The organism is Flavobacterium aeripolare (assembly GCF_013294025.1).
Lineage (GTDB): Bacteria > Bacteroidota > Bacteroidia > Flavobacteriales > Flavobacteriaceae > Flavobacterium.
Map to the genome: position 1 here is coordinate 28,908 of NZ_JABSNL010000004.1, position 12,688 is coordinate 41,595.

Genomic DNA, 12,688 nt, shown 5'->3' on the forward strand with positions numbered 1-12,688 from the left:
GCTTTTTTTAATCAGTTCGTAACTCCTCATAGTTTGTCATGCTGAAAGCATCTCAAGTTTGCCGAGTTATTTTGCCGAGACGCTTTCAGCGTGACAAACTGTGGTGATGTGTTTTTGCGTAATTGGATTGTATTAATGAGTAATTTATAGTTTACTAACAAAGTGTTGCTTTTTTTAATCAGTTCGTAACTCCTCATAGTTTGTCATGCTGAAAGCATCTCAAGTTTGTCGAGTTATTTTGCCGAGACGCTTTCAGCGTGACAAACGGTGGTGGGGGTTGTTTGTCGAGTTCCTTTGCTGAGACTCTTTCAGAGTGACAAATTTTGTGAGTAAATAAAAGCGATAATGAAATCTCGACTCCGCTCGATCTGACAAAGTAGGGAATGAAAAGCAGATGTAATGGAAACTATAAAACGCCCTAGCCCGGATAGAAGCAGCATCCTTTTATGCTGGGGTTCAGCATAAAAGATAGAGCGGATAGCTGGAATAGCTCCAAGGAATTAGTTAACTGCCTTTTTAAATTCAGATGGGGAAACACCCTCCATTTTTTTGAAAAATCGGCTAAAGGATTGGATGTCTTCGTAACCTATTTCGTATGCGATTTCTTTGATGCTTTGATCAGAGTGGTGTAACAAGCGGCGTGCTTCTAGAACTGTGCGGTCTTGAATAATTTGTAAAGGGGATTTTTCGTTATACTTTTTGAACAAGTTAGAGAGTGTTTTAGGGCTTTTGTGAAGCATTTCGGCGTAATCTGCTACTTGTTTCTTAGTTTTAAAATTGGTTTCTACTAGGTAATTGTAATCGCGCACAATATCTAGCGACTTTTTGTCAAAGGTGGTGAGTTCTGTTTGTTCTTTGTAAATGCGGGTGCATAAAATGAGCAATCGTTTTAGCATCATTTGTAACATATCGTTTTGCAAATCATCCTTGGAAATCATTTCGATAGCAAACATCTTCCATAAGATTTCTAGTTTCTCTAACTCAGCATCTGGAATGGCTATTTTAGGAAATTGTGACGCTCCAAAAAACAAGATGCCTTTACAGCCTACTTCATTATCATGATCAGCAATGCAATAAAACGCTCTATTAAAACGGATTAATCTGGCCGAATCTATCTTTAGAATTTCTACTTTGTGGTATTCGGTTAAAAATAAAACTGTATTTGTAGGAAAGCTATGTTTGATTCCGTCAACTCTTATTTCCATAGGTTTGAGTGACCAGATCACACTTAATCCATCAGTGATTTTCTCCTTGAGTAAGTCGCAATTGCTTGAGTCTATTTCTGCTAATCTGATGAATTCATTGAGCTGACCTGTAAATAACATAGAGTTGGTGTTTAAAGCTTGTTTTCTAATTTTAAAATTTCGGTAGCAGCACGTTGAGCAGCTACTACTGCGCCTTCCATGTAGCCAGGATGTTGTTGTGCGGTTTCTGTTCCTGCAAATAACAAGCGATTGTCGCAATAGTTTTTTCTAAACAACGGATGGCCATTGTTTTGATGTGGGTACATAAAACCTATTTGTTTGGTGCTTTTAGTATGTATTTCTTTAGACCAAACAGTTTCATGATAAGACGTAAAGGTTAATGCTTCCTGACCAAAAACTTTCTCTAATTGTATTTTTAATTTTGCTAAGCGTTCCTCCTTAGTATACATTTCCATTCCGGAGCTTATAAATCCGCATAAAGCAAAGGTTGTGAGTGCTTCATTTGACTGATCGTAGAACTCAGTTATAGGGCCAACATTACTAAATAAAGTTCCAGAGACATTTTTATTACGCCAGAAAGGGGTATCGTACACAAAAGCTACTTTAATAGAATCTTGCATCCACGTATGTGTTTTTTCTGCTAGATCTTGTAGTTGATTAGGTAAACTAGGAACGACCTTTATATCATGAATAAATAGCGCTTGTGGTACTGTCGAAATAACATAATCTGTTTTTAAAACGGAATTATTAGTAGTAATTATTGTTTTTTCGTTTTCAAAATTGATAGCGGTTACCGTTTCGTTTAAATGAATACGTACGTCTTGTAATTTTAATTTTATACTGTCTATAAGATGGCTTGTGCCGCCCGCAATGCGATAACTAGGACTATTTTGTGGAATATCAATTTCTTGTGCAGGAGCTGCAGAAAAAGGTTCGAAATAAGATGTCCCTGTCATGAATTGTTCGTAATGCGCTATATTAAATTCTTTCAATAATTTTTGCAAATTTATATGTACTTCGTTGAACCAAGTAGCGCCCATTTCTATCTGGGTTTTAGCATCTTTAACGGTGTGAATGCGACCGCCCACGCGATCTCGCGCTTCAATTATTTCGATTTCAAACCCTTTATCAAGTAGGCGATAAGCAGTTAATATCCCGCTTAATCCTGCGCCAAGTATAGTAATTTTTTTAGTCATTTTGTAGTACTGTAAGTGGCAGTAAAAATACGAGCTATTTACTAGATAATAGCAATTGGTTTTTTGATTTTTGAGAAAGTATCTGTATTTAAATTTTAGAATGATGTTCGCATTTATAGCGTCATTAAACGACTAAAAGCTACTTTATCTCCTTTTGATTTCTCTATCTTTGAAGAATAATTCAATTATTTTAATCCTACAATATATAGCATGAACTGGGAACAACTACTATCATTAAAAAGGCAAGGGGATACTAGCAAGCGATTACGAATAGAGCAAGACGACACAAGATTAGGTTTTGAGGTTGATTATGACCGAATTATTTTCTCGGCCGCTTTTAGAAGTTTGCAAGATAAAACGCAAGTGATTCCGCTTTCAAAAACCGATTTTGTGCACACGAGACTAACACATAGTTTAGAAGTTTCAGTAGTGGGTCGTTCACTAGGAAGGTTAGTGGGGAAAAAAATAATTGAAAAATACCCCCATTTAAAAGAAGTACACGGTTACCAGATGAATGATTTTGGTGCGATAGTAGCAGCAGCTTCACTGGCGCATGATATAGGGAATCCCCCTTTTGGACATTCTGGAGAGAAAGCTATAGGTGAATATTTTTCTATTGGGAACGGAAAGAAATATAAAGAGCAGTTGTCATCTAAAGAATGGCAAGATCTAATAGACTTTGAAGGAAATGCAAATGGTTTTTCTGTGCTTACGGCAAATCGTCCAGGTATAGAAGGAGGTTTGAGAATATCGTATGCAACTTTAGGTGCTTTCATGAAATATCCAAAGGAGAGCTTGCCTAAGAAGCCGACCAACAATATTGCTGATAAAAAATATGGTTTTTTCCAAACAGATAAAAAATTCTTTGAGCAAGCGGCAAACGATATGGGTCTTATAGCCAATAAAACGGGTGACGACATTGGATTTGAAAGACATCCATTAGCATATCTTGTAGAGGCGGCCGATGATATTTGCTATACCATCATTGATTTTGAAGACGGAATAAACTTAGGGTTGGTTTCTGAAGATTTTGCTTTGGAGTATTTAATTAAGTTGGTAAAAGACAGTATTGATACCCGAAAATACAAAACGCTAGAGACTAAGGAAGATAGAATAAGCTACTTACGCGCCTTAGCGATAGGAAGTTTAATCAATGATGCTGTAAAAGTATTTATAGATAATGAAGAGGCTATTTTACAAGGTAAGTTTCCTTTTGCTTTAACGGATAAAAGTAAGTACAAAGCACAAATGGATGACATTATCAAGATTAGTGTAAACAATATATATCAAAGTCGTGAGGTAATCGAAAAGGAAATTGTAGGATACCAAATCATACAAACACTACTGGATAAATTCATCACTGCTTATGATAATAAATACAATGGAGTGGCGTCAAATTATGATGCGCTCATTTTAAAAATGTTGCCTGAGAAACACCATATAGAAAAAGATAATTTATATGAAAGATTGCTTCATATATGCCATTACATTTCGTTATTAACTGACGGGAATGCATTAGAATTGTTTAATATAATTAATGGTAAAAAAGGGGTTTAAGCTTAAAAAGCATAAGTGATTCCCACACCTAATACTTGCTTAAGTTGAAGTTTAGGGCCTACAGTAACTTGTACTCCCTCAACTTCTTCTTTTGCTTTGATATCGTCATCATAAATAATGTGCGCTCCTATATTAGTTCTTACATGATCGTTTACAACTAGTTCAATTTGTAAGTCATTATCGATGTCGACGTTTCCAAACCTATTAATGTAATCAGAGTAGAGACTGAGTCGGTTTTCTAAAATGATGTTTTTAAGAATTTCTTTTTTATAGAGCGCTGTTATTAAAAAACCGAGTTCGATTTTAGATTTTTCTCCAGGCGTTAAAAGTGTACCATCAGTATCATAAGTTGCCTTTACTACACCAAAAGATCCTAAATTAGCCAAGCGCTGGTCTAGTACAAAAGTCATCTTTGAGGTAAAAGGCGAAATGTAGAGTAATTTATTTTTTTCTTTAGTAGCATATTCAGCTCCCATACCCACAAATAAATAAGCAGGTGCAAATAATTTAGAAACTGCAGTACTAGTATTAGGATACGAATATCCCTCTGTAAACTGTGTGTTGAAATTTAGTTTTGCGGTATAGTACCAGTTTGAAATTGTATCTGTTCTATATCCAAAAGCAGTGTTGTATTGAAAGGCATCTTCTGTTTTTCTTAGCTCTATCCCGTCTTGCTTATTAAGGCCGTAACGCATGACTAACTCATTAGTCCAGTTGTAATTTTCCTTAGTATAGATACGTGTGAATTTAGTTTTTAATAGACCAGAAATAGAACTTGTTCCTCCAGCATTCCAATTTAAAAATGCAATTTCTGATATGTCAAATCCTATTTGGTTTTTTTTTGTCCAATGACTTAAAGTGTCTCTTTGTACTGTAGACTTAGGAGTTCTTTTTGTAGTAACAATTTTCTGAGAGAATGCGGTTGCCGAAAAAAGAAACAACAAACAAAGTGAGCACAATAGTTTAGACATAAGGCTGGTGGTTAGGGGACGCAAAATAATTATTTTGATTTACTTGAAAAAATCATTTCCAAATTTTTAACGTCGATTTTGCAATATTGTTGCAGCTCAAAAACTGTTCCATGCTCTATGAATTCATCTGGCACACCTAAAATTGTGAAAACCTTCTTGTAATTATGTGTGGCAGCAAATTCTAATATAGATGAGCCAAAGCCCCCTTTGATAGTACCGTCTTCAATTGTTATGATTTCTTGATAGTTAGCAAATATTTCATGCAGTTGACTTTCATCTAACGGTTTTATAAAAGGAAAATCATAATGCCCTATAAAATCTGAGTTTTCAATATTGCCTAAAGCTTTGATAACATTGTTACCTATAGCACCAGTTGATAATACGGCGACCTTTGTTCCCTTTTGCAATTGGTTCGCTTTTCCTATAGCTATTTTTTTATAGTGTTTGTAATGTTCTTTTTGCCACTCTGGAAATTGACCACGCCCTCGCGGATATCTGATCGCGATAGGATGTGCAAGACCTAGTTGAGCAGTATACAGGATATTTTGAAGGGCTAATTCGTTTAAAGGTGCACATACAATCATATTAGGGATGCATCTCAAATAAGCAATGTCATAAACACCATGATGAGTGGCACCATCTTCGCCTACTAATCCTGCGCGGTCTAAACAAAATATTACAGGTAGATTTTGTAAAGCTACATCGTGAATAACTTGGTCGTAAGCGCGTTGTAAAAAAGTAGAATAGATGTTGCAATAAACAATCATTCCTTGTGTAGCCATTCCTGCAGCTAGTGTTACGGCGTGCTGCTCTGCGATTCCTACATCAAAGGCGCGCTGAGGTAGCGCTTCCATCATGAATTTTAACGAACTCCCAGATGGCATGGCAGGAGTGATTCCTATAATATTTTTATTTTTAAGAGCTAAATCAAGCACGGTCAAACCAAAAACATCTTGATATTTAGGAGGAAGATTTTCTTCTGATTTTAAAATTATTTCGCCAGATTTTGCATCAAATTTTCCGGGTGCATGGTACTTTACTTGATCTTCTTCAGCTTGCTTTAATCCTTTACCTTTAATAGTGGTAATGTGAAGGAATTTAGGTCCTTTTATTTTTTGTAAACGTTTTAATTCTTTGATTACGGCAAACATATCATTTCCATCTATTGGTCCCGAATAGTCAAAATTCAAGGATTTGATCATGTTGTTTTGCTTGTGATTTTTTCCGTTTTTAACTGCCGTTAAATAATTTTTTAAAGCCCCTACACTTGGATCAATCCCGATGGCATTATCATTGAGAATCACTAATAAATTAGCATCTGTAACTCCAGCGTGATTTAATCCTTCAAATGCCATTCCAGATGCGATGGATGCGTCTCCAATGACAGCGATGTGCTGTTTGTTGTAGTCTCCTTTTATATTTGAAGCGATTGCCATTCCTAAAGCGGCAGAAATAGAAGTGGAAGAGTGGCCTACGCCAAAGGTGTCATATTCACTTTCGGTCCTTTTTGGGAAACCAGAGATTCCATTTAATTGTCGGTTGGTATCGAAGTTTTCTCTTCGGCCAGTTACTATTTTATGTCCATAAGCTTGATGGCCTACATCCCAAATCAATAAATCATCTGGGGTATTAAACACATAATGCAAAGCAATGGTGAGTTCGATCACACCCAAGCTAGCGCCAAGATGACCTTCTTTCACCGAAACAATATCAATAATAAAATCACGGAGTTCTTGAGCAACTTGCGGAAGTTGTTCTTCATCTAGTTTGCGTAGATCTGCTGGGTAAAAAATGCTTGAAAGTAATGTGTCTGACATATAGCAAATGTACGATTTGAAATTGTATTTTTGCATTCGATAAAAAAGTTGTTTCACTAAGAATCACAAAAAAAAACAAAGATTTGCAGCAGTGTGTAAGTTGTGAGTTGGTACCCTATAGTATGATAAATCCTTTTACTGACGAGTATTTTATGAAGAAGGCTTTGAATGAAGCCGAAATGGCTTTTGAAAAAGGCGAAATTCCTGTGGGAGCTATAGTTGTAGTGAACAATATTATAATTGCTCGCAGTCACAATTTAACAGAGTTGTTACATGATGTGACCGCACATGCCGAAATGCAATCAATTACAGCCGCAGCAAATTATCTAGGCGGTAAATATTTAAAAGATTGCACTTTGTATGTTACGCTTGAACCGTGCCAAATGTGCGCAGGTGCTTTATACTGGAGTCAGATTTCTAAAATTGTATATGGAGCGCGTGACGAGCATCGTGGTTATGAAAAAAGGGGAACGCAATTGCATCCTAAAACTACGGTCGTGCGAGGTATCTTAGCTGATGAAGCTGCTGATTTAATGAAACGCTTTTTTGCAGAGAGAAGGAAATAATAACTGTTTCTAAATTAATATTAATTACCGGAATTTGCTAGATTTTATGGTGATTAAATCAATTTGTAATTATAATTTAAAAATGAAGAAAAGTTTACTGTCGCTCATGTTGGGCGGTATGACAATAGGAATAACAGAGTTTGTAATGATGGGGCTTTTGCCAGACATAGCATCAGATTTAAAAGTTTCCATTCCAGTGGCTGGGTATTTAATATCAGCCTATGCGTTAGGAGTTGTGATTGGTGCACCATTAATTGTAATGATTGCTCGAAATGCACCTCCCAAAAAGATTTTAATGATTCTCGCGGTGATGTTGACTATTTTTAACTCGCTATCGATTATTGCGCCTTCTTATAATTTCTTGTTTTTGTCTCGTTTACTTTCAGGACTACCACACGGTGCTTTTTTTGGGGTGGGTGCTGTGGTGGCAACTAGACTAGCAGAAAAAGGAAAAGAAGGACAAGCTATATCCATTATGTTCTCAGGTTTAACTGTGGCAAATCTCGCTGGAGTTCCTTTTGGAACCTATATAGGGCATCACTTTGCTTGGCGGTACACGTTTATTATTATTGCCTTTATTGGACTATTAACGATTGCAGCGCTTTATTTTTGGATGCCAAATTTAGAAGCCAGAGCAAAAGTGACAGTAAAAAGTCAATTGCAAGTATTTAAGAAACTAGACGCTTGGTTGGTGATTTTGATTACTGCGATAGGAACCGGAGGATTGTTTTGCTGGATTAGTTATATTGCTCCATTGTTAACAAACGTCTCTAAATTCTCAGCTGAAAACGTATCCTATATTTTGGTTTTGGCTGGATTAGGAATGGTAATAGGAAATTTAATAGGAGGGAAGTTGACAGATCGGTTTTCTCCTGAGATTTCGATTATAGCTATTTTACTGTCGCTTGCGGTTGATTTGGTGTTGGTTTACTTGTTTTCTTCAAATCAGTATGCAAGTTTAATTTTAGTGTTTACAACAGGCTGCATTTCCTTTTCGATTGGTTCAGCGATACAAATCTTAATGATTAGAACAGCGGTGGGCTCCGAGTTGATTGCGTCGGCTTCTATACAAGCTGCTTTTAATGTGGGGAATGCGCTAGGTGCTTTTTTAGGAGGATTGCCATTAGTGGCAGGATTGAACTATGCAACACCTAATTTAGTAGGAGTTGTAATGTCGTTAAGTGGTGCGTTAATTACTGTTTTCTTTTTACAAAGGAAACGTCGATTAGCGCGTCTTCTGAGTAGTTAATTTAAACTGTTGGAATAGTAGTTCATATACTAATTACACTACTATAATTAGCCGTAAATAATGATATAATAGAGTTGTGATGGGTTTCATAACTCTATTTTTTTTTAGCCCGGATAGTAGTGAAAATCCTTTCATCCCGACCTTTAGGGATTAAAGATTGCAGCGAATAGCCGGAAATAGCTCCTGATAATTGCATTTATTAAGGCTCTTACAATAGCTTAGTTTTTTATTTTAAGGTGGGAACAAGACACAAAAAAACCGCCAATCTTGCGAAAAGCGGTTTCTTGTTTAGTCTTTTATAACATTTCCTTTTTTGTCAAAGAAATGATATTCTAAATACGTGTAAGCGTCACGTGGTATAATTTTCACCCATTTTTTATGTTCAAAAAACCATTTTGAACGTAATGATGGAAAACCTTTGGTAAGGTATGCTCCCACAAATGGATGTACATTAAGTACAACATCTTTGTGAGTTTTTAAAATTCTTTCCAGATCAGAGTTAATTCTATCGATGACTAATATTGGCGCTTCAATTTCGCCATTTACATCGTTAGGGTCTTCTTCTCTAGTTTTAATATTTACTTCAGGTCTTACTCTCTGTCTTGTGATTTGGACTAATCCAAATTTACTAGGAGGCAAGATCTTGTGTTTTGCTTTGTCGTCGTTCATTTCTTCTCTAAGGAAGTCGAACAAGACTTTGCGATTTTCGGGATTTGACATGTCGATAAAATCAATCACAATAATTCCACCCATATCTCTAAGACGCAATTGTCTAGCGATTTCGGCGGCAGCTATCATGTTTACTTCCATGGCAGTATCTTCTTGGTTGGTTGCTTTATTAGAACGGTTTCCGCTGTTCACGTCAATAACGTGTAAAGCTTCAGTGTGTTCAATAATAAGGTAAGCCCCTTTACTCATAGATACCGTTTTTCCAAACGAGGTCTTGATTTGTCTCTCTACGTTGTATTTCTCAAAAATAGGTGTATCATTTGATTGATAATACTTAACAATTGATTGTTTTGAAGGTGCAATTTCTTGCAAATAATCCTTCGTTTGATTGTACAACTCTTCATCATCAATCTGGATACTTGTAAAAGTGTCGTTAAATACGTCTCTTAAAATAGAAGAAGCTCTGTTGAGTTCTCCTAAAATTTTTGACGGATGATGAGCGGTTGGTAATTTTTTACACATTGCATCCCATCTGCTAAGCAGGTTCTGCAAATCTTTTTCTAATTCGGCTGTGTTTTTGCCTTCGGCTACTGTGCGAACAATAACACCAAATCCTTTTGGCTTGATAGATTGTACAAGTTTTTTAAGTCTGTCTTTTTCTTTTTTGTCTTCAATTTTTTGAGAAATCGAGACACGGTCAGAGAAAGGGACAAGAACAATAAAACGTCCGGCAAGAGAAAGCTCAGCGCTAATTCTTGGTCCTTTAGTAGATATTGGCTCTTTTACAACTTGGACAAGGATAGATTGATTGGCATTAATTACCTCAGTAATAGTACCGTCTTTATCAATCTCTTTATCAAACTGAAAGTTTTTTAGGGAGAAATCTTTTATTTTACCTGCGCTTACAAGTTTTATGAATTTCAGTTGGGAAGATAAATTAGGTCCTAAATCGTGATAATGTAAAAAGGCATCTTTTTCGAAGCCTACGTTTACAAAAGCAGCATTAAGTCCAGCAACAGGTTTTCTTATTTTGGCGATAAAAATATCACCTACTTGAAAGTTGCTTTTTTCTTCTTCTTTGTGTAATTCAATTAGTTTTCCATCTTTTAATAAGGCAAAATCTACGAAATCAGAACTAGATCTAATGATCAATTCTTTATTCATCTGTAAATTTTTATCCGTACTTTTTGGCTTGTAGCTTTTGGCTACTTGCTAATTGTAAGGATGGATTAAACAATAATTTTAACAGGTATTGAACCCGGGGAAAACTAGCTGGCAGCAAGTAAGCTTGAGTTAGCAGAAAACTGCATACTTATAACTGCGGACTGATTACTAATTTTCGATTTCAATGAACTTTTAAAAAGAAAAAAGTAGTTTAAAACTACTTTTTCTTCTTGTGACGGTTAGCTCTCGCTCTTTTTTTACGTTTGTGAGTTGCTACCTTATGTCTCTTTCTTTTTTTACCACTTGGCATATCGAGTTGATTTTATGATTAATTAATATTATTTTGCTTCGTTATTTATTTTTACTCCTTCTACAAAAACTTTTGCAGGTTTGAAAGCAGGAATGTTGTGTGCAGGAATTTTTATTGTGGTATTTTTAGAAATATTTCTACCAGTCTTCTCAGCTCTAGTTTTTACGATAAAACTTCCAAAACCTCTTAAGTAAACATTGTCTCCAGTCTCTAATGAGTTTTTAACTTCATTCATAAAAGTTTCAACTGTTGCTTGTACATCACCCTTCTCAAGACCTAGTTTTTCTGAAATTTTTGCTACGATATCTGCTTTCGTCATTTTCTTTCCTTATTTATTATATTGTAATAATTTTTTTGAGTGTGCAAATATATGAATTTAAAAAACAAATATTCAAGCTAATTCATTAAATTTTAATCACATAAACTTTTACTTTTGTAAACAAATATTTAATAATGAATTTTTCTAACTTGTTAATTCAGTGGTATTTACTGAATAAGCGTGATTTACCATGGCGTAATACGTCTAATCCGTACCCTATTTGGCTCTCAGAAATCATGTTACAACAGACTCGAGTAGCGCAAGGAACGCCTTATTTTCTCTCCTTTACGACTGCTTTTCCTACCGTTTTTGATTTGGCGAAAGCCGATGAAGAACAAGTCTTGAAATTATGGCAAGGTTTGGGGTATTATTCTCGAGCAAGGAACTTACATAAAACCGCACAGCATATCGCTTTTGAACTAGGTGGAGTTTTCCCTCCTACTTATAAAGAGTTATTAAATTTAAAAGGAGTAGGAGATTATACTGCTGCTGCAATTGCTTCTTTCTCATATAACGAAGCAGTCCCTGTTGTTGATGGTAATGTATTTAGAGTCTTGTCACGATATTTTGATGTTGAGACTGATATTGCTTTTGCTTCCGCCAAAAAAGAATTTGCAGCACTAGCTTATGAGTTGATGCCAAAAGATGACCCAGCAACTTTTAATCAAGCGATAATGGAATTTGGCGCCCTGCAATGTGTGCCTAGAAACCCGGATTGTACTATATGTGTGTTTAATGCTAGTTGCGTTGCATTGCAGAAAAAGAAAGTAGATCAATTACCAGTCAAGTCTAAGAAAATAAAAGTGACCAAAAGATATTTTAATTATTTGGTAATCGCTGATGAAAATGATAATATGCTTGTTCAAAAACGAACGGCAAAAGGGATTTGGCATAACTTATATGAGTTTCCTTTAATAGAATCTGAAAAGGAGGAAGGATTTGAATATATCGAGAACAGTTTAAAAGCGAGTCTGATAGTCGATAATAAAGTGATTAGCATCATGGATTATAATGATAAAAGCACTGTTCACAAATTGTCGCACCAACACCTATATATAAAGTTCTGGAAAATTACTGTTGCAGGGCTTGTTGAAAACGGTATCGACAGTAAGGTATTGCGCAGTTTTCCTTTTCCAATAGTGATTCATAATTTTATTGAAAAGGAATTAGAGTAGGTTTTATAATAATGTATCTTTGATATAAATTGAGTACTAGTAATTATGAATGGAACGTTAAATAAAGTAATGCTAATAGGTCACCTAGGGGACGATATAAAAATGCATTATTTTGATGGAGGAAATTGCATTGGGAGATTCCAACTTGCAACTAATGAGGTCTATGTTAATAAGACTACAAATGAGAAAATCACTTCTACAGAGTGGCATAATCTAGTGGTTAAAAATAAAGCTGCTGAACTTTGTGAAAAATATTTGACAAAGGGAGATAAGATTTATGTTGAAGGTAGAATTAGGTCAAGGCAGTGGCAAGCTGAGGATGGAACAACAAAATATACGTCGGAAATTCAGGTGACTGAGTTTACTTTTTTATCGACAAAGAAGGATGCTGAAAACAACAAGAAAAATGACAGTTCAGAATCCGTAAAAAACACTAACTTTGACCCACAAAATAATGGCTTGCCTATCAATGATTTGCCATTTTAATTGT

Annotated in this window: 11 protein-coding genes; 5 read left to right on the plus strand and 6 right to left on the minus strand. The window is 35.5% G+C overall.

The features are described 5' to 3' along the window. Positions 1-500 precede the first annotated feature (500 nt). Both HNQ00_RS06070 and HNQ00_RS06075 read right to left on the minus strand, forming a co-directional pair. Positions 501-1,325, minus strand: coding sequence for a helix-turn-helix domain-containing protein (locus tag HNQ00_RS06070; protein ID WP_173837437.1), 825 nt, complete (start codon positions 1,323-1,325; stop codon positions 501-503). 11 nt (positions 1,326-1,336) lie between these two features. Continuing rightward, positions 1,337-2,401 (minus strand): flavin monoamine oxidase family protein, encoded by a 1,065-nt coding sequence (locus tag HNQ00_RS06075; protein WP_173837438.1) that lies wholly within the window; start codon positions 2,399-2,401, stop codon positions 1,337-1,339. Between the two features lie 210 nt (positions 2,402-2,611). Between HNQ00_RS06075 and HNQ00_RS06080 the strand changes: the two genes are divergently transcribed. Beyond that, entirely contained in the window at positions 2,612-3,958 is a 1,347-nt protein-coding gene (locus tag HNQ00_RS06080; RefSeq protein WP_173837439.1) for a deoxyguanosinetriphosphate triphosphohydrolase, read from the plus strand. A 2-nt stretch (positions 3,959-3,960) separates the two neighbouring features. On the opposite strand, the gene HNQ00_RS06085 is transcribed toward HNQ00_RS06080, so the two are convergent. Further along, positions 3,961-4,929 carry a DUF3078 domain-containing protein gene (locus HNQ00_RS06085; protein ID WP_173837440.1) on the minus strand — a complete coding sequence of 323 codons (969 nt, stop codon included), beginning with the start codon at positions 4,927-4,929 and terminating at the stop codon, positions 3,961-3,963. 29 nt (positions 4,930-4,958) lie between these two features. Next, positions 4,959-6,746 (minus strand): 1-deoxy-D-xylulose-5-phosphate synthase, encoded by a 1,788-nt coding sequence (locus tag HNQ00_RS06090; RefSeq protein WP_173837441.1) that lies wholly within the window; start codon positions 6,744-6,746, stop codon positions 4,959-4,961. A 122-nt stretch (positions 6,747-6,868) separates the two neighbouring features. Between HNQ00_RS06090 and HNQ00_RS06095 the strand changes: the two genes are divergently transcribed. Together HNQ00_RS06095 and HNQ00_RS06100 are read left to right on the plus strand one after the other, a co-directional pair. Continuing rightward, positions 6,869-7,312, plus strand: coding sequence for a nucleoside deaminase (locus HNQ00_RS06095; RefSeq protein WP_173837442.1), 444 nt, complete (start codon positions 6,869-6,871; stop codon positions 7,310-7,312). Between the two features lie 82 nt (positions 7,313-7,394). Then, positions 7,395-8,561 (plus strand): MFS transporter, encoded by a 1,167-nt coding sequence (locus HNQ00_RS06100; protein WP_173837443.1) that lies wholly within the window; start codon positions 7,395-7,397, stop codon positions 8,559-8,561. 288 nt (positions 8,562-8,849) lie between these two features. Here the strand turns inward: HNQ00_RS06100 and HNQ00_RS06105 are convergent, their stop codons facing one another. Both HNQ00_RS06105 and HNQ00_RS06110 read right to left on the minus strand, forming a co-directional pair. Next, positions 8,850-10,394 carry an Rne/Rng family ribonuclease gene (locus tag HNQ00_RS06105; protein ID WP_173837444.1) on the minus strand — a complete coding sequence of 515 codons (1,545 nt, stop codon included), beginning with the start codon at positions 10,392-10,394 and terminating at the stop codon, positions 8,850-8,852. A gap of 338 nt (positions 10,395-10,732) precedes the next feature. Beyond that, on the minus strand, positions 10,733-11,023 hold the full coding sequence (locus HNQ00_RS06110; protein ID WP_016989051.1) for an HU family DNA-binding protein: 291 nt from the start codon (positions 11,021-11,023) through the stop codon (positions 10,733-10,735). Positions 11,024-11,157: 134 nt separating this feature from the next. Between HNQ00_RS06110 and mutY the strand changes: the two genes are divergently transcribed. Then, the gene (mutY, locus tag HNQ00_RS06115; protein ID WP_173837445.1) at positions 11,158-12,198 is read left to right on the plus strand and encodes an A/G-specific adenine glycosylase; all 1,041 of its coding nucleotides are present in this window, start codon (positions 11,158-11,160) and stop codon (positions 12,196-12,198) included. Positions 12,199-12,243: 45 nt separating this feature from the next. Further along, complete coding sequence (locus HNQ00_RS06120) at positions 12,244-12,684, plus strand: single-stranded DNA-binding protein (protein WP_173837446.1); 441 nt, start codon at positions 12,244-12,246, stop codon at positions 12,682-12,684. The last annotated feature ends 4 nt before the right edge of the window (positions 12,685-12,688 follow it).

Bases quoted from the DNA above. Each gene is read 5' to 3' on its own strand.
- HNQ00_RS06070 (WP_173837437.1), bottom strand. From the start codon at position 1,325: ATGTTATTTACAGGTCAGCTCAATGAATTCATCAGATTAGCAGAAATA.
- HNQ00_RS06075 (WP_173837438.1), bottom strand. From the start codon at position 2,401: ATGACTAAAAAAATTACTATACTTGGCGCAGGATTAAGCGGGATATTA.
- HNQ00_RS06080 (WP_173837439.1), top strand. From the start codon at position 2,612: ATGAACTGGGAACAACTACTATCATTAAAAAGGCAAGGGGATACTAGC.
- HNQ00_RS06085 (WP_173837440.1), bottom strand. From the start codon at position 4,929: ATGTCTAAACTATTGTGCTCACTTTGTTTGTTGTTTCTTTTTTCGGCA.
- HNQ00_RS06090 (WP_173837441.1), bottom strand. From the start codon at position 6,746: ATGTCAGACACATTACTTTCAAGCATTTTTTACCCAGCAGATCTACGC.
- HNQ00_RS06095 (WP_173837442.1), top strand. From the start codon at position 6,869: ATGATAAATCCTTTTACTGACGAGTATTTTATGAAGAAGGCTTTGAAT.
- HNQ00_RS06100 (WP_173837443.1), top strand. From the start codon at position 7,395: ATGAAGAAAAGTTTACTGTCGCTCATGTTGGGCGGTATGACAATAGGA.
- HNQ00_RS06105 (WP_173837444.1), bottom strand. From the start codon at position 10,394: ATGAATAAAGAATTGATCATTAGATCTAGTTCTGATTTCGTAGATTTT.
- HNQ00_RS06110 (WP_016989051.1), bottom strand. From the start codon at position 11,023: ATGACGAAAGCAGATATCGTAGCAAAAATTTCAGAAAAACTAGGTCTT.
- mutY (WP_173837445.1), top strand. From the start codon at position 11,158: ATGAATTTTTCTAACTTGTTAATTCAGTGGTATTTACTGAATAAGCGT.
- HNQ00_RS06120 (WP_173837446.1), top strand. From the start codon at position 12,244: ATGAATGGAACGTTAAATAAAGTAATGCTAATAGGTCACCTAGGGGAC.